The 21,884-nt window shown below is 70.0% G+C and carries 22 protein-coding genes; 16 read left to right on the top strand and 6 right to left on the bottom strand.

All coding sequences use genetic code 11. The features are described 5' to 3' along the window. Position 1 precedes the first annotated feature (1 nt). From cydD to cydX, 5 genes are all read left to right on the top strand, one after another. Complete coding sequence (gene cydD, locus GGR16_RS17590) at positions 2-1,783, top strand: thiol reductant ABC exporter subunit CydD (RefSeq protein ID WP_183317446.1); 1,782 nt, start codon at positions 2-4, stop codon at positions 1,781-1,783. Further along, positions 1,780-3,471: a thiol reductant ABC exporter subunit CydC gene (gene cydC / locus GGR16_RS17585; RefSeq protein ID WP_183317445.1), complete on the top strand. Its 1,692-nt coding sequence runs from the start codon at positions 1,780-1,782 to the stop codon at positions 3,469-3,471. Before cydD ends, cydC begins: the two co-directional genes overlap by 4 nt. 81 nt (positions 3,472-3,552) lie before the next feature. Then, positions 3,553-5,130, top strand: a complete 1,578-nt coding sequence (locus GGR16_RS17580; RefSeq protein ID WP_183317444.1) for a cytochrome ubiquinol oxidase subunit I — start codon at positions 3,553-3,555, stop codon at positions 5,128-5,130. Between the two features lie 5 nt (positions 5,131-5,135). Continuing rightward, on the top strand, positions 5,136-6,293 hold the full coding sequence (gene cydB, locus GGR16_RS17575; RefSeq protein ID WP_019402075.1) for a cytochrome d ubiquinol oxidase subunit II: 1,158 nt from the start codon (positions 5,136-5,138) through the stop codon (positions 6,291-6,293). Positions 6,294-6,311: 18 nt separating this feature from the next. Continuing rightward, complete coding sequence (gene cydX, locus GGR16_RS17570) at positions 6,312-6,458, top strand: cytochrome bd-I oxidase subunit CydX (RefSeq protein WP_019402074.1); 147 nt, start codon at positions 6,312-6,314, stop codon at positions 6,456-6,458. 55 nt (positions 6,459-6,513) lie between these two features. On the opposite strand, the gene GGR16_RS17565 is transcribed toward cydX, so the two are convergent. Next, complete coding sequence (locus GGR16_RS17565; RefSeq protein WP_019402073.1) at positions 6,514-6,939, bottom strand: BA14K family protein; 426 nt, start codon at positions 6,937-6,939, stop codon at positions 6,514-6,516. A 40-nt stretch (positions 6,940-6,979) separates the two neighbouring features. Further along, positions 6,980-7,402, bottom strand: a complete 423-nt coding sequence (locus tag GGR16_RS17560; protein WP_019402072.1) for an EF-hand domain-containing protein — start codon at positions 7,400-7,402, stop codon at positions 6,980-6,982. A 205-nt stretch (positions 7,403-7,607) separates the two neighbouring features. Here GGR16_RS17560 and GGR16_RS17555 point away from each other — a divergent pair, with 205 nt between their 5' ends. The 7 genes from GGR16_RS17555 (at position 7,608) to GGR16_RS17525 (ending at position 14,080) form a co-directional block, all read left to right on the top strand. Further along, on the top strand, positions 7,608-8,024 hold the full coding sequence (locus GGR16_RS17555) for an EF-hand domain-containing protein (protein ID WP_245258887.1): 417 nt from the start codon (positions 7,608-7,610) through the stop codon (positions 8,022-8,024). A gap of 47 nt (positions 8,025-8,071) precedes the next feature. After that, the gene (locus GGR16_RS17550; RefSeq protein WP_183317443.1) at positions 8,072-8,461 is read left to right on the top strand and encodes a hypothetical protein; all 390 of its coding nucleotides are present in this window, start codon (positions 8,072-8,074) and stop codon (positions 8,459-8,461) included. A 6-nt stretch (positions 8,462-8,467) separates the two neighbouring features. Further along, the gene (locus tag GGR16_RS17545; RefSeq protein WP_019402069.1) at positions 8,468-9,088 is read left to right on the top strand and encodes an RNA polymerase sigma factor; all 621 of its coding nucleotides are present in this window, start codon (positions 8,468-8,470) and stop codon (positions 9,086-9,088) included. Further along, positions 9,085-9,516 carry a hypothetical protein gene (locus GGR16_RS17540; RefSeq protein WP_019402068.1) on the top strand — a complete coding sequence of 144 codons (432 nt, stop codon included), beginning with the start codon at positions 9,085-9,087 and terminating at the stop codon, positions 9,514-9,516. Before GGR16_RS17545 ends, GGR16_RS17540 begins: the two co-directional genes overlap by 4 nt. Continuing rightward, positions 9,513-9,911 (top strand): periplasmic heavy metal sensor, encoded by a 399-nt coding sequence (locus GGR16_RS17535; protein ID WP_019402067.1) that lies wholly within the window; start codon positions 9,513-9,515, stop codon positions 9,909-9,911. The genes GGR16_RS17540 and GGR16_RS17535 overlap by 4 nt, the downstream gene beginning before the upstream one ends. 262 nt (positions 9,912-10,173) lie before the next feature. Beyond that, positions 10,174-11,250 carry an NAD(P)-dependent alcohol dehydrogenase gene (locus GGR16_RS17530; RefSeq protein ID WP_183317442.1) on the top strand — a complete coding sequence of 359 codons (1,077 nt, stop codon included), beginning with the start codon at positions 10,174-10,176 and terminating at the stop codon, positions 11,248-11,250. Between the two features lie 70 nt (positions 11,251-11,320). Further along, complete coding sequence (locus tag GGR16_RS17525; RefSeq protein WP_183317441.1) at positions 11,321-14,080, top strand: cation-transporting P-type ATPase; 2,760 nt, start codon at positions 11,321-11,323, stop codon at positions 14,078-14,080. A gap of 22 nt (positions 14,081-14,102) precedes the next feature. Here GGR16_RS17525 and GGR16_RS17520 read toward each other — a convergent pair whose 3' ends face one another. The 4 genes from GGR16_RS17520 to hemP are packed head-to-tail and all read right to left on the bottom strand — an operon-like array spanning position 14,103 to position 17,087. After that, positions 14,103-14,900 carry a heme ABC transporter ATP-binding protein gene (locus tag GGR16_RS17520; RefSeq protein WP_183317440.1) on the bottom strand — a complete coding sequence of 266 codons (798 nt, stop codon included), beginning with the start codon at positions 14,898-14,900 and terminating at the stop codon, positions 14,103-14,105. Then, positions 14,897-15,973: a FecCD family ABC transporter permease gene (locus GGR16_RS17515; RefSeq protein ID WP_183317535.1), complete on the bottom strand. Its 1,077-nt coding sequence runs from the start codon at positions 15,971-15,973 to the stop codon at positions 14,897-14,899. Before GGR16_RS17515 ends, GGR16_RS17520 begins: the two co-directional genes overlap by 4 nt. Before the next feature lie 14 nt (positions 15,974-15,987). Then, complete coding sequence (locus tag GGR16_RS17510) at positions 15,988-16,905, bottom strand: heme/hemin ABC transporter substrate-binding protein (protein WP_019402062.1); 918 nt, start codon at positions 16,903-16,905, stop codon at positions 15,988-15,990. Positions 16,906-16,910: 5 nt separating this feature from the next. Continuing rightward, positions 16,911-17,087 carry a hemin uptake protein HemP gene (gene hemP / locus GGR16_RS17505; protein WP_183317439.1) on the bottom strand — a complete coding sequence of 59 codons (177 nt, stop codon included), beginning with the start codon at positions 17,085-17,087 and terminating at the stop codon, positions 16,911-16,913. Between the two features lie 242 nt (positions 17,088-17,329). Between hemP and GGR16_RS17500 the strand changes: the two genes are divergently transcribed. The 4 genes from GGR16_RS17500 to GGR16_RS17485 all read left to right on the top strand — a co-directional run bounded on the left by GGR16_RS17500 (position 17,330) and on the right by GGR16_RS17485 (position 21,637). Further along, complete coding sequence (locus GGR16_RS17500) at positions 17,330-19,453, top strand: TonB-dependent hemoglobin/transferrin/lactoferrin family receptor (protein WP_343059828.1); 2,124 nt, start codon at positions 17,330-17,332, stop codon at positions 19,451-19,453. Positions 19,454-19,480: 27 nt separating this feature from the next. Beyond that, positions 19,481-19,855, top strand: a complete 375-nt coding sequence (locus tag GGR16_RS17495; RefSeq protein WP_183317438.1) for a bleomycin resistance protein — start codon at positions 19,481-19,483, stop codon at positions 19,853-19,855. A 35-nt stretch (positions 19,856-19,890) separates the two neighbouring features. Next, positions 19,891-20,232 (top strand): heme-degrading protein HmuQ, encoded by a 342-nt coding sequence (hmuQ, locus tag GGR16_RS17490; RefSeq protein WP_183317437.1) that lies wholly within the window; start codon positions 19,891-19,893, stop codon positions 20,230-20,232. Positions 20,233-20,473: 241 nt separating this feature from the next. After that, entirely contained in the window at positions 20,474-21,637 is a 1,164-nt protein-coding gene (locus tag GGR16_RS17485; RefSeq protein ID WP_183317436.1) for a diguanylate cyclase, read from the top strand. Positions 21,638-21,884: the final 247 nt, after the last annotated feature.

Genomic DNA, 21,884 nt, shown 5'->3' with positions numbered 1-21,884 from the left:
GATGGCTCGGGCCGGCACGATCAGCACCGCTCCGACGACGGCCGCGCGGGCCGCCGTTCTTCCGGTGAGCGACGATCGTGCCGTCGCGCAGGGGGCGGGTGTCGGCGAAAGCCGCGCCACCACCCGCGCACAGCGAAACGCTGCGACGCGCACCGGCGCGATTCTCCAGGCGGCGGCCTCGCTCCTGTGGATCCCGCAGGCGGGATTGCTCGCTTTGTCGGTCGCGGACATCGCCGCCGGCGGCGGCGTCGACGCCGTTCTCCTCAATGCGGCCGGCGTCCTGCTCATCGGCATCGCGCGCGCGCTCCTCGATGGGCTCGGCGGCCGCATGGCCTTTCGCCAGGCGCGCGCCGTGCTCGCGGAGCGGCGCCGTGAGGCCGTGGCGGCGCTTGCCGCGTGTTCCCCCGTCGATGTCGGCCGCCCGGCGGCCGGCCTCGCCGCGAGCACGCTCGCCGAACAGGCCGAGGCCATCGTGCCCTATCTTTCGCGCTTCCAGCCGGCGCGGCTGCGGGCGAGCATCGTCCCGGTCGCCATCCTTCTCGTCGTGCTCGCCTGGTCCTGGGCCGCGGCGCTCGTGCTCCTCGTCGCCGCGCCGCTGATCCCCGTCTTCATGGCGCTCGTCGGCTGGCGTGCGAAAGCCGCGAGCGAGGCGCAGCTCGTCGAGCTCGGCGGCATGAACGCCTTCCTGCTCGACCGGCTGCGCGGCCTTGCCACCATACGCTCGCTCGATGCCGTCGATGCCACGGCGCGGCGGCTCAGGGCCGATGCCGAGAGCCTGCGCATCAGGACCATGGCGGTCCTCAGGATCGCCTTCCTGTCCTCGGCGGTGCTCGAGCTCTTCGCCGCCCTCGGCGTCGCCATGGTCGCCGTCTATGTCGGCTTCCACCTCCTCGGCCAGTTGCCGTTCGGCACCTGGGGCGATCAGCTCACGCTCGGGGAGGGGCTCTTCATCCTCCTGCTCGCGCCCGCCTTCTTCGAGCCGCTGCGCGACCTGTCCGCCGTCTGGCACGACCGGGCGGCGGGCGAGGCGGCGCTCGATGCGCTCGCGCGCCTGTCGCAGAAGGGCTGCGAACTTCCCGGCGCGGAAGACGGGCACCCGTTGCCCGGGCCGGTTGCCGGCGCTGCGCCGTCCGTCCGCATCGAGAAGCTGCGCTTCGGCCATGCGGGGCGGGGCGGGCCGGTCTTCGACGATTTCAACCTCGTGGTGGCGCCGGGCGAGCGCGTTGCGCTGCTGGCGCCGAGCGGCGGCGGCAAGTCGACGCTCATCGTCCTCCTCGCTGGCCTCGTCACGCCTGAGAGCGGCCGCATCCTCATTGCCGGTGAGGCCCTCACGGCCCGGAGCGCCGGGCGTCTGCGCCGCCGCATCGCCTGGATCGGCCAGCGTCCGCATGTCTTCGCGGGGTCGCTCGCCGCCAATGTCACGCTCGGCCGGGACGGGATCGGCCGGGATGCGGTCGAGGACGCGCTGGCTCTCGCCGGCCTCGCCGAGGTGGCGGAGCGGCGGGGCGCGGCACACGTCGGCGAGAACGGCGTCGGCCTGTCGGGCGGGGAGGCATCGCGCCTTGCGCTCGCGCGCGTCGCGGCGGCGCCGGAGGCCGGCCTCATCCTCGCCGACGAGCCGACCGCCCATCTCGACAGCGTGACCGCCGCGAGCATCACCGAGGCGCTCATCCGGCTTGCCGAAGGGCGGACGCTGATCGTGGCGACGCACGATCCGGTGCTCGCCGCCCGCATGGACCGCATCGTCCATCTCTCGGCGACACGCCTGGAGGACGCCGCATGACCGGGCTTGTGCGCCAGCTCCGTCCCGTCGCCGGGCTCTTCCTCTCCGGCAGCCGTGCCATGCTGCTCGCGGGTGTGCTGCTGTCGGTCGCGACGGCCCTCTGCGGCATCGCGCTTCTCGGCCTCTCCGGCTGGTTCATCACCGCGACCGGGATCGCAGGGGTCTCGGCCGCCACGGCGCTCGCCTTCGACGTCTTCGTGCCGTCCGCCGGCATCCGCTTCCTTGCGCTCGCGCGGACCGCGTCCCGCTACGGCGAGCGGCTGACGACACATGACGCTACGCTCGCCGTGCTCGCCGCGCTGCGTGAGCGCCTGTTCCGCGGCTGGGCGCAGCCCGGTGCCGCGCGGGACCTCGTCAAGCGGCCGGCGCGCCTCCTGTTCCGCCTGACGCTCGACATCGACGCTCTCGATTCGCTCTACCTGCGCGTCATCGTGCCCATCATCGGCGCTTGTGCCGTCGCGCTTGCGGCGGGTGTCGCGCTGGGGCTGATGCAGCCGCTCCTCGGCCTGTCTGCCGCCGGCTTCCTCATCCTCGCCGGTGCCGGCCTGCCGGCTGCTGCGGCCGTGGCGGCGCGGCGGCCCGCGCGGCGCCGCGCCCATGGGCTCGAGGTGCTGCGCTCGCGCGCCATCGACCTCGTGAGCGGCCAGACCGAGTGGATCATGGCCGGGCGGCTCGCCGCGCGGCAGGACGGCTTGGCGGCCGCCGACCGCTACCTGTCCGCGAGCGACGATGCGCTGAACCGCATCGAAGTGCGCACCGGCGCCGGTTTCGCCGTCGCGGGGGCACTGCTTCTCGCCGCCACCCTCGTCGCGGTCGCGCTGCTGGCCGAAAGGGGCGCCATCGGCGCGCCGGTCGCGGCGCTCGGCCTGCTGGTGGCCCTTGCGGCGATGGAGCCCTTCGCGGCGCTGCGGCGGGGCGCGGTCGAGCTCGGCCGCACTCTGCTCGCGGCCGGACGGATCGCGCCGCGGCTCGCTTCGCCCTTGGAAGCAGCAGGCCCCGTTGCGCCGCCCGCCGGCATCGCCGCCCGTCTCGATGGCGTCACGGTGCGGTATCCGGGCGCCGCGAGGCCGGCCCTCAGCGCCATCACCCTCACCATCGGCGAGGGCGAGCGCATCGCGCTCATCGGTGCGAGCGGTGCCGGCAAGTCGACCTTGCTCGGCCTGCTGGCCGGTGAGGTCGCTCCGCAGGCCGGCCAGGTCGCGCGCCGCGCGGCGACGCTGCTCACCCAGCGCACCGAGCTGTTCCAGGATTCCCTGCGCGACAACCTGCGCCTCGCCGATCCGCGGGCCGACGATGCCCGCCTGATCGAGGCGCTCGACGCCGCCGGCCTCCGGGACGACGTCGAGGCGCTGCCGAACGGGCTCGACACGCGCCTCGGCGAGGGCGGCCACGGCCTGTCGGGCGGGCAGGCGCGGCGGCTCGCCTTCGCGCGGCTGCTGCTGCGCCCGACATCGCTCTGGCTCTTCGACGAGCCGACCGAGGGGCTCGACGGGACGACGGCACGCGACGTTCTCGCCCGTCTTCGCACGCGCGCCGGTGACCGGACGATCGTCATCGCGACGCACATCAGGCGCGAGGCGGAGGCTGCCGACCGCCTCGTCATCATGGATCGGGGGACCATCACCGCCATCATCGCCCGCGGCGAGCCCGGCTTTCATGCCGCCCTCGCCGCGCTGCGACCCGACTGACGGTATTCGACCGCAGCAAGGCGCCGCCCCCAAGCGACGCCGCAAGCACAGGGGGCCCGGGCAAGCCGGACTTGAAGTCAAATGGAACTCGACATCGTCGCCCTATCGCGGCTGCAGTTCGCGATGACCGCGCTCTACCACTTCCTCTTCGTGCCCTTGACGCTCGGCCTGTCCGTGCTGCTCGCCATCATGGAAACGGTCTATGTCATGACCGGCCGGCCGATCTGGCGCCAGATGACGAAATTCTGGGGCACGCTGTTCGGCATCAACTTCGTGCTCGGCGTCGCCACCGGCATCGTCATGGAATTCCAGTTCGGCATGAACTGGAGCTATTACAGCCACTACGTCGGCGACATCTTCGGCGCGCCGCTCGCCATCGAGGGCCTGATGGCCTTCTTCCTCGAGGCGACCTTCGTCGGGCTGTTCTTCTTCGGCTGGGACAAGCTGTCCAAGGTCGGGCACCTGATGACGACCTGGGCGGTGGCGCTCGGCTCCAACTTCTCGGCGCTGTGGATCCTGATCGCCAACGGCTGGATGCAGAACCCGGTCGGCTCGGCCTTCAACCCCGAGACGATGCGCATGGAGGTGACCGACTTCTTCGCGGTGCTGTTCAACCCCGTCGCGCAGGCCAAGTTCGTCCACACGGTCTCGGCCGGCTACGTCACCGCCGCCATCTTCGTGCTCGGCGTCTCCGCCTGGTATCTCCTCAAGGGGCGATACACGGAGCTCGCCAAGCGCTCCATGACCGTGGCCGCGTCCTTCGGCCTCGCCGCCTCGCTGTCGGTCGTCGTGCTGGGCGACGAGAGCGGCTATCTCTCCACCGAGCACCAGAAGATGAAGCTCGCCGCCATCGAGGGCATGTGGGAGACGGAGCCGGCGCCGGCCGCCTTCACCCTCATCGGCTTCCCCGACCAGGAGGCGCGCGAGACCCATTACGCGGTCAAGATCCCGTGGGTGATGGGGCTCATCGGCACCCGCTCGCTCACCGAGCAGATCCCCGGCATCGACGAACTGGTCGCACGGGCCGAGGGGCGTATCCGGCAGGGCATCTCGGCCTTCGACGCGCTGCAGCAGATCCGCGCCGCCGGCGGGGCGGACAAGGTCGCTCCCGAGGTCCGTCAGGCCTTCGAGAACAACGGCCACGATCTCGGCTATGCGCTGCTCCTGAAGCGCCATGTCGACGATCCGCGTGCGGCGAGCGAGGCGGAGATCAGGCAGGCGGCCTGGGACATGGTCCCGCACGTGCCCACGCTGTTCTGGTCCTTCCGCATCATGGTCGGGCTCGGCTTCTTCTTCATCGGCCTGACCGCGCTGTTCTTCTACCTGTCGGCGCGGCGCCGGCTCGACCACTATCCCGGCCTGCTGCGCCTTGCGGTCCTCGCCATACCGCTGCCGTGGATCGCGGCCGAGATCGGCTGGGTCGTGGCGGAGTTCGGCCGCCAGCCGTGGATCATCGAGGGCGTGCTGCCGACCGCCGCCGCCGTCTCGAGCCTCGGCGCCTCGACGGTGCTCCTCACCATCATCGGCTTCGCCCTGATCTACACGGTCCTCATCGTCATCGAGATGGCCCTGATGGTCCGCGCTATCCGCAAGGGGCCGGAGGAGGACGAGGAGCCGGAGGCCGAACTCGTTCCCCAGTCTCTCGTCGCTGCAGAGTAAGCGCCATGATCCTGCATCAACTCATCGACTACGAAACCCTGCGTGTCGTCTGGTGGCTGCTGCTCGGCGTGCTGCTGATCGGCTTTGCCGTGATGGACGGCTTCGACCTCGGCACGGCCGCGCTGCTGCCCTTCGTCGCGAAGACGGACGTGGAGCGGCGCGTCGTCATCAATGCCGTCGGTCCCGTCTGGGAAGGCAACCAGGTCTGGCTCATCCTCGGCGGCGGCGCCATCTTCGCTGCCTGGCCGCCGCTCTATGCCGTGTCCTTCTCGGGCTTCTATCTCGCGATGTTCGCGATCCTGTTCGCGCTCATCCTGCGCCCGGTCGGCTTCAAGTACCGCTCGAAGCGCGACAGCGCGGCCTGGCGGGCCGGATGGGACTGGGCCCTCTTCGTCGGCGGGCTGGTGCCGGCGCTCGTCATGGGGGTCGCGGTCGGCAACGTCCTTCGCGGCGTGCCCTTCCGGCTCGATACGGACCTGCGCATCTTCTACGAGGGCACGACGCTCTTCGAGCTGCTGAACCCCTTCGGCCTCCTGTGCGGGCTCCTGTCTGTCGCCATGCTCGTCATGCATGGCGGCGCCTGGCTCGTGCTGAAGAGCGAGGGCCCGGTCGCCGAACGCTCGCGCACCTACGGCAGCATCGCGGCGCTCGTCACGGCCGTCCTCTTCGCGCTCGGCGGGCTGTGGCTGTGGCTCGGGGTCGACGGCTACCGCATCACCAGCGAGATCGCCACGACCGGCGCCTCGAACCCGCTCGCCAAGACCGTCGAGCAGGCCCCCGGCGTCTGGTTCGAGAACTACGGGCGCCACTCCTGGATGATGCTCGCGCCGCTCCTCGGCTTCGCCGGTGCCCTCGGCAGCCTCGCCTTCTTCAAGGCCCGGCGCGAGGTTCCGGCGCTGCTGGCCTCGTCGGTGTCGATCCTCGGCATCATTTCGACGGTGGGGCTGTCGATGTTCCCCTTCATCCTGCCCTCGTCGATCGACCCGCAGTCGAGCCTGACGGTATGGGACGCGTCCTCGAGCCATCTGACGCTCTTCATCATGCTCGTGGTCACCGTGATCTTCGTGCCGCTCGTCGTCGCCTACACCGCCTGGGTCTACCGCATCCTCTGGGGCAAGGTGGACGCCAAGGCGATCAGCGACGGCAGCGGCCACGCCTATTGAACGCGCAAGGAGAGTGCAATGTGGTACTTCGCCTGGCTTCTCGGCCTGCCGCTCGCAGCCGCCTTCGCCGTCCTCAACGCCATGTGGTACGAGCTCATGGACGACGCGGCGAAGCGGCGGACCGAGCCCGTCCTCGTTCTGGACGGCGAGCGCCCGTCCCGCTGAACGCGAGGAGACGCCGCCCCCGGGCGGCGTCTTGCCGTTGGTGGCCGGCCGAAGCTCAGCTGTAGGGCGACCAGCACGGCTGGCGCGGGCCGTAATGCGGCTGGTAGCTGTTGTCGTAGGCGCGGTAGGACCGATAGTGGGCATAGCACCAGCGGATGTGCGCGGCCGGCAGGGGCGGCGTGAGCGCCCGGCCGGCCGCAACGCCCGCGGCGAAGGCGGCCGGCGGGAACCAGTAGCCGTTGTGGTACCGGTAGCCGGGGCGGGCCACCACGAAGCCGCGGTAGCCGTTGTAGTAATAGATGCCGCCGACGGCGTAGAAGCCGCGGCGATGCACGATCCTCTCGACGAGATCGGCCTCCGCGACCGAAACGGGCATGAATGCGCCGGCGGGGAACGCGGGCGGCATGGCGGCGGCCGGCGTCGCCGCCGAAACGAGCGCGAGCGCGACGGCGCCGCCGGCTGTGAGCAGCCTGTGTCTCATTGGATCTCCCGGGGCTGGGGCTTGTGGGGAAGGGACTGGTCTAGCGCCTGAGCGCCCGCAGTTCGGAGAGCGACAGCGCGCGGTCGCCATCCGCGTCGGCACGCAGCAGGCGATCGGGAACGAACCGGGCGAACTCCTCCCGCGAGATGCGGCCGTCGCCGTTCGCGTCCATGCGCTCGGCCCTCGCCTCGAGCCCTTCCAGCGATGCGGCCTGGAACCTGCCGGCCTCCTTCAGGCGCGCGGCTGCCGCCTTCGCTTCCTCGGGGTCGAGAAAGCCGTTGCCGTTGCGGTCCATCCTGTCGAAGAAGCGCCCGCGGGCTTCCGCGATCTCCGAGAACTGCAGGGTCCTGTCGCCGTTGCGGTCCATCTGCCTGAACATCTGACGGGCTCCGGGGCCGTCGGAGGCGCAGGCGCTGCCCGTGACGAGCAGCAACATCGCCGCCGCGAGAGCTTTCCACTTCATGCCGATCTCCGTTCGTGAGGAGCGCTGTAGCGCTCCGACGACGGTTCTACGCAGGCCGGCGGGCGCTCCTACGCGGCGCGCAAGTTCGCTTGCAGCGCGTAGGACGAGACGCCGCGGACCGTATTGGTCGAGGCTGGCGCAGTTGCGGCTGCGCGGCTGGAACGGAGGGAAACTCGCCATGAACACTCTTATGAAGATGGCCCTTATGGCGCTCGCAACCCTGGGCGCGACATCCCTCGCGGTGTCACAGACCCGGCCGGCGCCGGATATGCGTTTCATCGAACGTCTCGACGCCGATGGCGATGGCGTCCTGTCGCAGGACGAGGTCGCCGCGGCGCGGCAGCGTCTCTTCGCGCGGCTCGACCGCGACGGCGATGATGCGATCGATGACAGGGAGATCGAAGCCCTGCGCGACGCCGTCATGGATCGCGCGGTCGCCCTGCAGGCGCGTCTCGGCCGCGCGTGGCGGCGGATGGATACGAACGGCGACGGCCGGGTCTCGGCAGAGGAATTCCGCGCCCGGACGATCCTGTTCGATGTTGCCGACCGCGACGGCGACGGCCGGCTGTCGTCCGCCGAAATCGCCTTCATGCGCGACCTCATCCTCGGCGGCCGCGGTTGACGACGGTCCTTTTCCGACGGCCACTGTCACGTTCAGGGAGTGCCTCCATGCGTTTCTCAGCCACGACTGTCCCGGTCCGGCTCTGTCTTGCCGTTCTCGGCCTCGTCGCGACGGGCGGGGTCGCGCCTGCAGCGGAGTGGACGCGCGGCACCGTCCACGGGGGCCAGGTCAGCCGCCATGTCACCGGTGACGGCCTCGTCTACAGCGGCCAGACGACACGCGTCGGCCCGAACGGCGGCACCTACAGCGCGAGCGCGACCTGCCTCAACGGCGTCGTCGACCGCTGCCGCCGAAGCTACTCGGCGACCGGGCCCGGCGGCCGGACCTATTCCGGCGAACGGGTGAGCGCGCGCGGGCCGTTCCGGGTGCGCTCGGTCGGCCGCATCACGGGTCCCGACGGCGGCGTCGCCGTCGGTGGCCGCCGGCGCTGGAGGTGAGGCGGGGTGGAGCGGGGGCAGGCGCGCGATGCCGCGGAAACGCCGGGACAGGGCGAGGACGAGCGCCTGCTCGCCCGCATCGCGGCTGGTGAGCAGGCGGCGCTCGTCCGGCTCATCGACCGCCATGGACGCGGCCTTCGCCTCTTCGCCATGCGCTATCTCGGCAGCGCGGACGACGCCGAGGACGCGGTGCAGGACGTGTTCGTCACGGTGTGGAAACGCGCTGGGCGGTTCGACCCCGCAAGGGGGCGGGCGACGACCTGGCTCTACCGGATCACAACCAACCGCTGCATCGACATGCGCCGGTGGCGCAGCCTGCGCGTCTTCGTCGGCCTCGACGAGGTGGCGGAGACGCTGCCGGCGACCGGCGTCGACGCCGACATCCGCCTGTCGGCGCGGCAGGAGCTCGCGGCAGTGCGCCAAGGCCTCGCGCGCCTGCCCGAGCGCCAGCGCATGGCGCTGCTGCTGCGGGCCGTGGCCGACCTCGACGTCCCGGCCATCGCCGAGGTCATGGGATCGAGCACGGGCTCGGTCGAGCAACTGCTCGTGCGGGCGCGGCGCACGCTGCGCGAACGCACGACGGACGTGAGCGCAGACAACAAACAAGAAGAAGGGACGTTGCGATGAACAGGGACGATTTCGAGCAGCTTCGGCGCCGCTTCGGCGAGGACGTGGCCGCATGGCCGCCGCCATACCGGCAGGAGGCAAGGTCCTTTCAGGAGGGGGGCGGCACAGACGACGACCTCGACCGCCTGCTGCGCGCAGCTATTGACGCCCCGGCCGACGAGCGGGCGCTGGCGCGCAAGGTCCTGTCGCGGATCGAGGGATCGCGCCAGCCGGCTCATGTCCTGTCCGCCTCCTTGCGGCATATGCCCTATTCCGCTGTCGCCGCTTGCCTGGCGCTGGTCCTCGTGGTGGCCGCCGCCGCCGGCTACTGGCTCGGCGGACGGGGCCCGGAGGCGGCGAACGACACGCTTCTTGCGTTTGCGGCGGGTGAGCCGGCGGGCCTCGACGATGTCGTGGAGAGCCTTGGATCCATCGGAGGCGAACTGTGAAACGCGTTGTCCCGATCCGGCTCCTTCTGGCCGCCGGCCTTGCGATCTCGCTCATCGCGAATGTCTTCCTCGTCGGCTTCATCGTCAGGGGCGAGCGCCAGGCGCGTGGCGCGGGTTTCCTCGCCGAGAGCATTGCCACGGCCTATCCTGAGGAGATTCGCGCCGGCTTCCGCCGTCAGCTGCGGGACAACCGGCCACGCGTGCTGGATGCCCTGCGCAACCTGCGCGATGCAAGGCGCACCCTTGCCGCAACGGCCAACACGCCGCCGCTCGACGAAGCGGCGGTGGAGCGGGCGATGGAGGACGTGCGCACCGCGACGGATGCGCTGCAGCGGCTCATGCAGGATCTCCTCCTCCAGACGCTGCGCGCCCAGCAGGGGGCGGACAGGCCCTGATGGGCCCGTCCGCGGATATGCACTCGCGTGGGCGACGCGGCGTGGCCGCATGCGCCCATCCGTGCTCCCGATGTGCATGAGAAGCCCTCCGCACGGCGCGGAACGGCCCCCACGCCTGCGGCGGCTCCGCAGATGTGCCGGGCCCGTTGATCCTCGTCAAGAGATCGCCGCGCGCGTTCCTTTAGTCTTCGGCCACCGATGCCTGCCCATGGTGCCGGCCACCTGCGGGTGCGGCGCGCAGGCGCAACGGAAGGAGCTGATCATGGCACGGAAGATGAAGGCGGCGATTTTCGTCGAACCGAACCGCATCGTCCTCGACGAGAAGCCGATGCCGGACGTCGGCCCGCTCGACGCGCTGATCCGCATCACCACCACTACGATCTGCGGCACGGACGTGCATATCCTCAAGGGCGAATATCCGGTGGCGCGGGGCCTGACCATCGGCCACGAGCCGGTCGGCGTGATCGAGAAGCTGGGCTCCGCCGTCGAGGGCTACCAGGAGGGCCAGAGGGTCATCGCGGGGGCGATCACGCCGAGCGGCCACAGCGCGGCCTGCCTGTGCGGCTGCCATTCGCAGGACGGGGCGGGCACGCGGCACGGCTTCAAGCCCATGGGCGGATGGCGCTTCGGCAACACGATCGACGGCGCCCAGGCGGAATACCTGCTGGTGCCGGACGCGATGACCAATCTCGCCCCCATCCCCGATGCACTCAGCGACGAGCAGGTGCTGATGTGTCCGGACATCATGTCGACCGGCTTCTCCGGCGCCGAGCGCGGGCGGGTGAAGATCGGCGACACCGTTGCCGTCTTCGCGCAGGGACCGATCGGCCTGTGCGCCACCGCCGGGGCACGGCTCATGGGCGCGACGCGGATCATCGCCGTCGACGCGGTGCCCGCGCGCATGGAGATCGCCCGCAGGATGGGCGCGGATCACGTCGTGGATTTCAGCAAGGCCGATCCGGTGGACGAGATCATGCGGATCACCGACGGGCGCGGCGTCGACGTGGCGATCGAGGCACTCGGCCGCCAGGAGACGTTCGAGGCCGCGCTGCGGGTGTTGCGGCCGGGCGGAACGCTCTCGTCGCTCGGCGTCTATTCCGGCGATCTGACGATCCCCCTCGGCCCCTTCCACGCCGGGCTCGGGGACCACACCATCGTCACCACCCTGTGCCCCGGCGGCAAGGAGCGCATGCGTCGGCTGATGGAGGTCATCGCCTCGAGCCGTCTCGACACGCGCCCGCTCGTCACGCATCGTTTCCCGCTCGACCGGATCGAAGAGGCCTACGATCTCTTCGCCAATCAGCGCGACGGGGTGCTCAAGGTCGCCATCGCACCTTGAGTCCGACCTTCATCGCCATCGGCCCACCGCGCCTGATGCCGCGGTGGGCGCTGCAGAGGAGCCCGACGGCATGCGCAGCCTGACTTCCACACCCGATGCCACGCCGTCGGCCCGTCCTGCCCAGGCCGGCGCCTGCGTGGAGCAGGCCGTGCTGGATCTCGACCGGGCCTGGCATGCCGTCACGCCGGCCGAGGCGCTGCAGGCGGCCGGATCGTGTCCGGACGGCCTCGGCGAGGCGGAGGTGGCGCGACGCCTCGAACGCTTCGGCCCCAACCGCCTGCCCCAGGGGCAGCGGCGCAGCGTGCTCACGCGCTTCCTGCTGCAGTTTCACAACCTGCTCATCTACGTGCTGCTCGGCGCGGCCGTGCTTGCGGCGGTGATCGGCCACGAGACCGACGCCCTCGTCATCGCCGCCGTCGTCGTCGTCAACGCGATCATCGGCTTCGTCCAGGAGGGCCGCGCGGAGGAGGCGCTCGAGGCCATCCGCGCGATGATCGATCCGCACGCCTCCGTGATCCGCGACGGCCGGCGCGTGACGATCGCGGCGGACGAGGCCGTGCCGGGCGACATCGTCCTGCTCGAGGCGGGCGACCGGGTGCCGGCCGACCTGCGCCTCGTCAAGGCGCGCAGCCTGCGTGTGGACGAGGCCATCCTTACGGGCGAATCCGTTCCGGTCGACAAGGCGCTGAATCCCGTCGACGTCGATGCGGCCCTCGGCGATCGCGTGTCGATGGCCTTCTCCGGCACCTTCGTCACCGCGGGCCAGGGCACGGGCGTCGTCGTCGCGACGGGCGCCGCGACGGAGCTCGGCCGCATCAGCACGATGATCGGTGCCGTCGAGCAGCTCACCACGCCGCTCGTGCGCCAGATGGACGAGTTCGCGCGGCAGATCTCGGTCGCGGTGCTCGGCATCTCGGCTCTCGTCTTCGGCTATGCCGTGCTCGTGCAGTCCTATGGCCTCGACGATGCCTTCATGGCGGTGGTGGGCCTTGCCGTCGCCGCCATCCCGGAAGGCCTGCCGGCCGTCATGACGATCACGCTCGCCGTCGGCGTGCAGCGCATGGCCCGCCGCAACGCCATCATCCGGCGGCTCCCGGCCGTGGAGACGCTGGGCTCGGTCTCCGTGATCTGCTCGGACAAGACCGGCACCCTGACCCGCAACGAGATGATGGTGAGCGCGGTCGTCACCGCCGACCGCGACATCAGGGTCGACGGCACGGGCTACCGGCCTGAGGGCGACTTCTGGGCGAAGGACGGGCGGGAACTCGATCCGGCCGCCGATCCGGTGCTGGAGGAGCTCTCGCTCGCGGCCTTGCTGTGCAACGACGCGCAGCTGCGGCGGCGGGACGGAGACTGGATCGTCGACGGCGATCCGATGGAAGGGGCGCTGGTGTCGCTCGCCATGAAGGCGGGGCACGACACAGCCGCGGCGCGCGCCGGCTTTGTCCGCCTTGACGAGGTGCCGTTCGATTCCCGTCACCGCTACATGGCGACCTTGCACGCCCGCAACGGGCACCCGCCCGTGGCCTATGTGAAGGGCGCGCCCGAGCGCATCGTCGCCATGGCGACGCGCGTGGCGACCCTCGATGGCGAACAGCCGATCGATCGCGCGGCCTGGCACGGCCGGATCGATGCCCTTGCGGCTGACGGGCAGCGCGTCATCGCGCTCGCGCGCCGCACGATGGGCGAGGGCGCCCGCGAGTTGGCGTCGGACGATGTCGAGCGCGACCTCACGCTGCTCGGTCTCGTCGGGCTGATCGATCCGCCGCGCCCGGAGGCGATGGCGGCCATCGCCGAATGCCGGGCGGCGGGCATCAAGGTCAAGATGATCACCGGCGACCATGCGGCGACCGCGCGTGCCATCGCGCTCCAGCTCGGCCTCGCGGACGACCCGAAGGCGGTGACCGGCCAGGACCTCGACGCCGCCGACGCCGACGAGTTTGGCAGGTACACGCGTGAGGCCACCGTCTTCGCCCGCACCAGCCCCGAGCACAAGCTGCGCCTCGTGGAGGCGCTGCAGCAGGACGGCTCCATCATCGCCATGACCGGCGACGGCGTGAACGACGCCCCGGCCCTGAAGCGGGCGGATGTCGGCGTCGCCATGGGCGGCAAGGGCACGGAAGCGGCGAAGGAGGCGAGCGAGATGGTCCTCGCCGACGACAATTTCGCCTCCATCGTCGCGGCCGTGCGCGAGGGGCGCACGGTCTACGACAATCTGACCAAGGTGATTGCCTGGACGCTGCCGACGAACGGCGGCGAGGCCTTCACCATCATCCTCGCCATCCTCTTCGGCCTCACCCTTCCCATCACGCCCGTCCAGATCCTGTGGATCAACATGATCACCGCGGTCGCTCTCGGCCTCACCCTCGCCTTCGAGCCGACGGAGCCCGGCGCCATGCGGCGCCCCGCGCGCCCGGCCGGCCAGCCGCTGCTGTCCGGGCGCCTGCTGTGGCGTATCCTCTTCGTCTCCTTCCTGATGGTCGCCGGCACCTTCGGCATCTATGCCTGGGCGAGCGCCCGGGGCCTCTCCGTCGAGACCGCGCGCACGATGGCCGTCAACACCATCGTCGTGATGGAGATCTTCTACCTGTTCAGCGTCCGCTACGTGCACGGCACGTCGCTGACCCTCCAGGGCGTCCTCGGCACGCCCGCCGTGCTCATGGGGCTCGCGACCGTCGTCGTGGCGCAGCTGGCCTTCACCTACCTGCCCTTCATGCAGACGGTCTTCGGCAGCAGCCCGGTATCCTTCACCGACGGGCTGGCGATCATCGCCGTCGGCGTGGCGCTCCTCGTGATCGTGGAAGTCGAAAAGCGCCTCGTCTCCCGGTGAGTTCTCCGGCGGGCCCGGGGCCTCAGGCCGCGCCGCCGGCAGACGGGCGGGGCAGCACGAAGGGGGTTGCCGGCACGGCACCGACGCTCAGCCGGACATCGAAGACGTCGCGCAGGAGCGCGTCGGTCAGGACCGTCTCCGGGGAACCGTCGGCGAAGACGGCGCCCGCCTTCATCACGACGAGCCGGTCGCCATAGGCGGCGGCGAGGTTGAGGTCGTGCAGGATGGCGAGCACGGCGACGCCCTCGCCGGCGAGGCGCCGGGCGTGCTCGAGCAGGCCGAGCTGATGCCTGAGATCGAGGCTCGCGACCGGCTCGTCGAGGAAGAGCGCGAGGTGCTTCTCCCGCCTGCCGCCGACCATGAGCTGGCCCAGCACGCGGGCGAACTGCACCCGCTGCTGCTCACCGCCAGAGAGGGTCTGGTAGTTGCGACCGGCGAGATGCGCGACATCGGCGGCGGCGAGCGCGCGGCGCATCATGTCCATCCGCTCGGCCGCATTGCCGGCCCCGTCGAGCCCCAGGCGCACCACCTCGGCGACGGTGAACGGGAAGGCGAGCTGCGCGCTCTGCGGCAGCACGGCGCGTTTCGCAGCGAGGCGCCACGGCGGCATCGCGGCGACCGGCGTTTCGCCATAGACGACCGTGCCGCTCGCCGGCGCGACCTCTGCGGCAAGAACCCTGAGCAGCGTCGACTTGCCGGCGCCGTTCGGCCCGATGACGACGGTGAGCTCGCCGGCAGCGAGTGCGAGATCCGTCGGCGCGAGGATCGTCCGGCCGGCGGCCTCGAGGCTGATGCCGGTGGCGGTGACGACGGCGGTCATAGGGCGAGGCTCCGACGGCCGGCGAGCAGCAGCCAGAGGAAGAAGGGCGCGCCGATAGCCGCGGTGACGATGCCGATGGGCAGTTCCGCGGGCTGGACGAGCGTGCGTGCCAGCATGTCGGAGAGCACGAGCAGCATGCCGCCGAGGAGGGCGCTCGCAGGCAGCAGCACGCGGTGGTCGGGGCCGATGGCGAGGCGCAGCAGATGCGGCACGACGATGCCGACGAAGCCGATGATGCCCGAGACGGCGACCGAGGCGCCGACGGCGATGGCGACCAGGAGGATCGCCACCTGCTTCAGCCGCTCGACGGCGATGCCGAGGTGAAAGGCCTCCGCTTCGCCCAGTGCCAGGGCGTTGAGCCCGCGGGCGAGGAACGGCACGGCAGCGAGCACGGGCAGGATGGCCGGAGCGACCGTCGCCGTCTTCGCCCAGGTGGCGCCGCCGAGGCTGCCGAGGGACCAGAAGGTGAGGTCGCGCAGCTGCCGGTCGTCGCTGAGGAAGGTGAGCACCCCCGTGAGCGCGCCGGCGAGCGCCCCGAGCGCGACGCCGGCGAGGAGCAATGTCGCGACGGAGGTGCGGCCGGCGCGGGTCGCGATGCGATAGAGCGTGAAGGTGGTGAGAAGCGCGCCGCCGAAGGCCGCCATCGGCAATGTGACGAAGGGCAGGGGGCCGGTCACGGCGACAAGACGCTCCCCGAGAACGATCATGCCGGCGGCGAAGAGGGCGGCCCCGGAGGAGACGCCGGCAAGGCCGGGATCGGCGAGCGGGTTGCGGAACAGCCCCTGCATCAACGCACCCGAGACGGCGAGCGCCGCCCCGACGAGGAGACCGAGCAGGGTCCGTGGGAGGCGGATGCCGACGACGACGAGTGCATCGCGCGCCATCTCCTCCGGCACCGCCCCGGTGAGCACGGCGCGCAGAACCGCGACAACCCGGGAGGGGGCGAGGGCGAGCGCCCCGGTGCCGATGGATAGCACCGAGACGATGACGACGCCGGCGCCGAGCAGGAGGAAGAGCACGAGCACGCGCAGCCGGCGCCGCGCCAATGCTGCGTCGATCGCATCGCCGGCCATGGCGGCATCTGTGCTCACGGCGCTTTCTCACCCGTCGCCAGCGCCGGATAGAAGGCGCGCATCAGTTCCCCGGCTGCCTGCGGTGCACGCGGGCCGAAGCCGAGGACGAGTTGCCCGTCCATGGTCACGAGCGCCCGCCGGCTCGCCGCCGGCGTGCCGGCGAAGGCGGGCGCGGCGAAGACCTCCTCGGCGCGACCGGCCGCATGGCCGCCGTTGGCCATCATGACGATGACGTCCGGCGCCGCGGCGATGATGGCCTCGTCCGTCATCGGCTTGAAGCCCTCGATGGCGCCGGCTGCGTTCTCCGCACCCGCGAGGCGCAGGATCGCGTCGGCCGAGGTGGCGTGTCCGCCGACGAGCGGCCGGCCATTCTGCATGGCGAGGACGAAGAGGGCCTTGACCGGCTTCTCGATGCGCTCCCGCGTCGCCGCGAGGTCGGCGAAGCTGCGGCGCACCTCGGCGGCAAGCACATCGGCTTTCGCCTCCGTTCCGGTCAGCCGGCCGATGGTCTCGATCTTCCCGACGATCCCCTCGGGCGTCGGCTCATCCGGGAGCTGCGTGAAGGGCACGCCCGTCTCCTTGATCAGCCTGATCGCGTCGGGCGGCCCGGCATTGCCGATGGCGATGACGTGCGACGGGTTGAGCGCGATGATGCCCTCGGCCGGCAGGGCGCGGACATAGCCGACGTTCGGCTTCTCCTTCAGCGCCTGCTCGGGAAATGTGCTGGTCGTGTCGACGGCGGCGATGCGCGCCTCGAGGCCGAGGGCGTAGAGGATTTCCGTGACCGCGCCGCCGACGGCGACGATGCGGTTGCCGCCCGGCGGTTCGCCCGCCTGCGCCAGTGCGAGCGGCGCGGGAGCGAGAAGGAGGGCGGTGGCGAGCAGTCCGTTCAAGGCGCGCCGTGACAGGAGGTGTTGCAGTCTGCCGGTCATGGCGGTCACTTCGTCAGGATGAGCTTGTCATTGGCCGTGATGCGCAGGTGATAGCGCTCGCCGTTGTGCAGCAGCACCACCTCGCGCCCGCCCGCGAAGAGCGAGCGCACATCGATGGCGGGCGGCTCGGTGGCCTTGAGCGGAGCCTGGCTCGGCGCGGAAGGCATGGATGGCGTGGACATGGCGGCGGCCGCTTCCTTTTAACTGTTCAAAATTTTGTTTTGAACGATTCTCAACTTTGCAGAAGTTTTGAATAGTACAAAACTACTGTCGATTTGCTTCGATTGACGTGCATACACAAGGCGTATAGGAAGCGCAAATGCGCTCCTCGGCAGGAGCGCGACAGCGCCAGCCAGCCGGGGCCCCGAAGCCCGCAGCCAGCCAGCCGAACCAGACAATTCGGACATTCGGGGGCTTCGATCACATGCGCGTTATGGCTCGCGCGGCGCTCTGCGCCACGGTTTCCTTCATGGCTCTGTCGGCCGCTCTGGCGCAGGAGGGGGCTGCCCAGCAGGCTGCCGCTCCGGGCGGGGAGGTGACGCTCGACGAGATCACGGTCACGGCGACGAAGACCGAGGACAGGGTCATCGATGCGCTGGCGGGCGTCAGCACGGTCAGCGAGCGCGACATCACCCGCCTGCAGCCCTCGCGCATCTCGGACGTGTTCCTCGGCGTGCCGGGCGTCACGACGTCGACGGACGTCAACGATCCGGGCCAGGCCATCAACATCCGCGGCATGCAGGATTTCGGCCGCGTGGCCGTGCTCGTCGACGGTGCCCGGCAGAACTACGGCAAGAGCGGGCACGGCGCCAACGGCAGCTTCTACCTCGATCCCGAGCTCGTCGGGGGCATCGACATCACGCGCGGTCCGGTGTCGACGATCTACGGCTCGGGCGCCATCGGCGGCGTCGTCGCCTTCCGCACGCGCACCATCGACGACGTCCTCGACGAGGACGAGCAGATCGGCGTCGTCCAGCGCCTCGGCGCCGGCACCAACGGCGCCAATTTCCTGAACAGCACGATGATCGGTGCGCGGCTCGGCACGGCGGCCGACATCTTCGGCCAGTTCGTCTGGCGCAACGAGACGCCCTACAAGGACGGCAGCGGCACGACCATCCGCGACACCGGCACGCAGATCTCGGCCGGCAACGTCAAGTTCAACCTGCGCCCGGCGGACGGCCACACCATCTCGGCGACCGCGCTGTTCCAGGAGTACAGCTACACCAACAGCGCCTACAACGATGCCGGCCAGGCCGTCGGTGCGCGCTTCGGCCACGAGGTGCAGACCGGCACCTATACGCTCGGCTACCGCTTCCAGCGGCCGGACGTGCCCTGGCTCGACCTGTCGATCAAGGGCTATTACGCCACGACGACGGACGACCAGCGCCTCATCAACCCGACCTCGGCCTACAGCTTCCTCGGCGCGCGTGCCGGCGCGGCGCGGCGCTTCGACATCGGCACCCTCGGCTTCGACGTCTACAACACGGCACGCTTCAGCACGGCCGCCGTCGACCATGCGCTGACCATCGGCTTCGATGCGTTGCGTGACGATGTCACCACCACCGACACGGCCGGCGGCTTCGCCTCGGCGCTGACGCCGTCGGGCCGGCGGCGCCTCGCCGGAGCCTTCGTCCAGGACGAGCTGCGCTACGGCGGCTGGCTGCGCGTCATCGGCGCCCTGCGCTTCGACGACTACAAGCTCGAGGGCGGGGGCAATGAATCGAGCGGCAGCCGCCTGTCGCCGAAGATCACCGTCGGCGTCACGCCGATCGAGGGCATCGAGCTCTACGGCACCTATGCCGAGGGCTATCGCGCGCCGACCGTAACGGAGACGCTGATCGCCGGCACGCACCCGTTCCCGGCCTTCAACATCCTGCCCAACCCCGGCCTGAAGCCGGAGGTCGCCAAGACCTGGGAAGCCGGCGTCAACGTGCAGTACGACGGCATCTTCACCGAGAACGACAAGTTCCGCGGCAAGGCCAACGTCTTCCTCAACAACGTCACCAACTTCATCGACATGGTCGAGGTCGGCGACCCCTACCGGATTCCGGTGGCGCCGGGCTTCCCGGCTGCGTTCTGCCGATTCCCCGGCACGCCTTGCGTCGAATTCTACGACCAGCAGTACCAGAACGTCGCCAAGGCGCGGCTCACCGGCGTCGAGCTGGAGGCCGCCTACGACTGGGGCGGCGGCTTCATCTCGCTGGCGGCGACGCATATCACCGGCAAGAACAAGCAGACGAACATGCCGCTCAACAGTGTCATGCCGGACCAGGTCAGCACGACGCTCGGTCTGCGCTTCCTCGACGACAAGCTGACGGTCGGCACGCGGCTCACCTTCGTCGACAATTCCAGCGAGGCGGTGTCCAACCCCACCAAGGGCTACGGTCTCGTCGACCTGTTCGCCTCCTATCAGTACAGCGACCGGATCCGGGGTGACGTCATCGTCAAGAACGTGTTCGATCGCCAGTACACGCAATATCTCAATTCCGAGCCGAGCCCGGGGCTGACAGCCAAGTTCGCGCTCACCGTCAAGTTCGCGGCGAAGTAGTTGCAGTCACAGCAGCCGGGGGAGCCGATGCCGACGATTCCGATGGATACCGCGATACCGGTTCTGCCCAGCCGCGATTTCGAGCGCACGATCGCCTTCTACGAGCGGTGCGGCTTCGCCCTCGCCAATCGCTACGAGGACTACCTGATCCTGCGCCGCGGCGGCATCGAGCTGCATTTCTTCGCCTTTCCCGAGCTGGAGCCGGCGAAGAACATCGCCGGCTGCTATCTCAGGGTGAGCGATCTTGCGCCCTGGCGGGAGGCTTTCGAGGCCGCGGGCCTGCCGCGGGAAGGTTGGCCGCGGCTCACGGATGTGGCCGACACCAGCTACGGATTGCGCGAATTCGCCGTGCTCGACGAGGATAACAACCTCGTCAAGTGCGGCGCGCCCCTGGCGCCGTAGGGCGCCTGCTCAGGTCCATCCAAGGAGAAGAAACCATGTTCATCGCCATGAACCGCTTCAAGGTTCATCCCGATTCCTGCGCCGACTTCGAGCGGGTCTGGCGCGAGCGCGACGTCTACCTGCATGAGGTGTCGGGGTTCGTCGAGTTCCACCTGCTGCGCGGGCCCCAGCACGACGACCACGTGCTCTATTCCTCGCACACGGTCTGGGCGAGCAAGGAGGCCTTCGAAGGCTGGACGAAGTCGGAAGCCTTCCGCAACGCCCACAAGGATGCCGGGCAGAACAAGGTGCTCTACCTCGGCCATCCGCAGTTCGAAGGTTTCGAGGTCATCCAGACCGTCACCAAGGACGGCGAGCGGGTGAACGCCGCCGCCTGAGAGCGAGAACCCCCATTCTGGAGACGGCAGAACGGGCGCGCTCCTGCCGGGGCGCGCCCGCTCCCGTTCCGTTCCGCTCAGGCCGCGGAAAACGGCTGAGGCACAGGTCGGCGCCAAAGCGGAAGACCCGCCGATTCAGGGAATGTTAGAGACCGGTGCGCATAGTGCCGGCCGCGGGCGGGCGCGTGCCCTGCGACGCCTGCATGGGCGGATCGACAGCGACAACACGTGAGGCGCTCCGGTGCTGGACCTTGTGACCGGCTTCGTCCTGTTCTCGGCCGCGGTCGCGACGGTCATGGCGGTGCTTCTGTATGTCTGGCTGCGCAACCGCCGCCATTACGGCAGCCTGTTCTGGGCCGCGGCCTTCGCATCGCTGGCGGCGGGCAGCCTGCTGATCGGCGCGCGCGGGCAGATCGCCGATCCCCTCTCCATCCATCTCGGCAATGCGCTGATGCTGCTCGGCTTCGCGCTGCTTCTGGCCGGCATCGCCAGCGTCAACCGGGAGCCGCTGCGCCTCGTCTTCCTGCTGCCGCTCGGCATCTGGCTTGTCGGCATGGCGGCGCCGCAATTCGCCGGCAGCGTCGCCTTTCGCATGGTGCTCTATCACGAGGCCGCGCTCGTCGCCTATGCCCTGATGGCCTGGAGCCTGTGGCGGAGCCGGCGCCGTTCGCCGGCAAGGCTCATGCTCTTCTATCTCAGCTGCGCCAGCGTCGCGACGAGCGCGGTCATCATCGCGGCCGTCGTGCTCTGGCCGCCCGAGGATTTCCTGACCTATCGCCTCGGTCCCTATGTCCTCATCGCCGGGACCATGGCGCTCATGGGCACGGTGCTCGTGGGCGGGCGGCTCCTGAACGAGGATGCCGACGTCACGCTCACGGTCCTCGCCGAGACCGACGACCTCACCGGCGTTCTCAACCGTCGCGGCGTTACTCGCCGGTTTGCGGCCCTCCGGCATGCGGCCGGACAGCCGCTCGTCGGCGTTCTGATGTTCGATCTCGACCATTTCAAGCGCATCAACGATGCTCACGGCCATGCGGTGGGCGACCAGGCGCTCGTTCACTTCGCGGCGGTGGCGCGGGCGCAGCTGCGGGACGGCGACATCTTCGGCCGGCTCGGCGGTGAGGAGTTCTGCGCCATCCTGGCGGTCTCGTCGGCCGGGGAAGCCGTTGCGGTGGCGGAACGGATCCAGTCGGCGCTCAAGGCGGTGCCGCTCGTCACCGCCGCCGGGCATGTCGGCGTCACCGTCAGCACGGGCGTCTGCGTAGAACCTGCCGGAGGCGCGACGCTCGAAGCGCTCCTCACCGCTGCCGATGCCGCGATGTACCGGGCGAAGTCGCGCGGCCGTGACTGTATCGTTGCCGATGTCGCCCGTGCCTCCCGGGATCTTCGCAGGGCTGCCGGCTGACAATCCCGGGAAGAGTGCTCTGGAATGGCGTCGCAGGCTGGCCATCCCGCCTGGCAACAGCCGTCCTTTGATCACACGTGCCGTCAGATCAATTCGCGATCCGAGCGAATTGCAGATCGTAATATTCATCGGGAAATACGGACGAGTTTTATGTCCTAACGATATAAATCATGCTATTCGGGTTCTTGGAAATTGTAATAATTACAAAATACGAGCTTTATATTGCCAGTACGGAGATGAAGTCATA

Source organism: Chelatococcus caeni (assembly GCF_014196925.1).
Classification (GTDB): domain Bacteria; phylum Pseudomonadota; class Alphaproteobacteria; order Rhizobiales; family Beijerinckiaceae; genus Chelatococcus_A; species Chelatococcus_A caeni.
The sequence above is the reverse complement of the archived record's forward strand: the minus strand, read 5'-3'. Positions and strand labels throughout refer to the sequence as shown.

Bases quoted from the DNA above. Each gene is read 5' to 3' on its own strand.
- cydD (WP_183317446.1), top strand. From the start codon at position 2: ATGGCTCGGGCCGGCACGATCAGCACCGCTCCGACGACGGCCGCGCGG.
- cydC (WP_183317445.1), top strand. From the start codon at position 1,780: ATGACCGGGCTTGTGCGCCAGCTCCGTCCCGTCGCCGGGCTCTTCCTC.
- GGR16_RS17580 (WP_183317444.1), top strand. From the start codon at position 3,553: ATGGAACTCGACATCGTCGCCCTATCGCGGCTGCAGTTCGCGATGACC.
- cydB (WP_019402075.1), top strand. From the start codon at position 5,136: ATGATCCTGCATCAACTCATCGACTACGAAACCCTGCGTGTCGTCTGG.
- cydX (WP_019402074.1), top strand. From the start codon at position 6,312: ATGTGGTACTTCGCCTGGCTTCTCGGCCTGCCGCTCGCAGCCGCCTTC.
- GGR16_RS17565 (WP_019402073.1), bottom strand. From the start codon at position 6,939: ATGAGACACAGGCTGCTCACAGCCGGCGGCGCCGTCGCGCTCGCGCTC.
- GGR16_RS17560 (WP_019402072.1), bottom strand. From the start codon at position 7,402: ATGAAGTGGAAAGCTCTCGCGGCGGCGATGTTGCTGCTCGTCACGGGC.
- GGR16_RS17555 (WP_245258887.1), top strand. From the start codon at position 7,608: ATGGCGCTCGCAACCCTGGGCGCGACATCCCTCGCGGTGTCACAGACC.
- GGR16_RS17550 (WP_183317443.1), top strand. From the start codon at position 8,072: ATGCGTTTCTCAGCCACGACTGTCCCGGTCCGGCTCTGTCTTGCCGTT.
- GGR16_RS17540 (WP_019402068.1), top strand. From the start codon at position 9,085: ATGAACAGGGACGATTTCGAGCAGCTTCGGCGCCGCTTCGGCGAGGAC.
- GGR16_RS17530 (WP_183317442.1), top strand. From the start codon at position 10,174: ATGGCACGGAAGATGAAGGCGGCGATTTTCGTCGAACCGAACCGCATC.
- GGR16_RS17525 (WP_183317441.1), top strand. From the start codon at position 11,321: ATGCGCAGCCTGACTTCCACACCCGATGCCACGCCGTCGGCCCGTCCT.
- GGR16_RS17520 (WP_183317440.1), bottom strand. From the start codon at position 14,900: ATGACCGCCGTCGTCACCGCCACCGGCATCAGCCTCGAGGCCGCCGGC.
- GGR16_RS17515 (WP_183317535.1), bottom strand. From the start codon at position 15,973: ATGGCCGGCGATGCGATCGACGCAGCATTGGCGCGGCGCCGGCTGCGC.
- GGR16_RS17510 (WP_019402062.1), bottom strand. From the start codon at position 16,905: ATGACCGGCAGACTGCAACACCTCCTGTCACGGCGCGCCTTGAACGGA.
- hemP (WP_183317439.1), bottom strand. From the start codon at position 17,087: ATGTCCACGCCATCCATGCCTTCCGCGCCGAGCCAGGCTCCGCTCAAG.
- GGR16_RS17500 (WP_343059828.1), top strand. From the start codon at position 17,330: ATGCGCGTTATGGCTCGCGCGGCGCTCTGCGCCACGGTTTCCTTCATG.
- GGR16_RS17495 (WP_183317438.1), top strand. From the start codon at position 19,481: ATGCCGACGATTCCGATGGATACCGCGATACCGGTTCTGCCCAGCCGC.
- hmuQ (WP_183317437.1), top strand. From the start codon at position 19,891: ATGTTCATCGCCATGAACCGCTTCAAGGTTCATCCCGATTCCTGCGCC.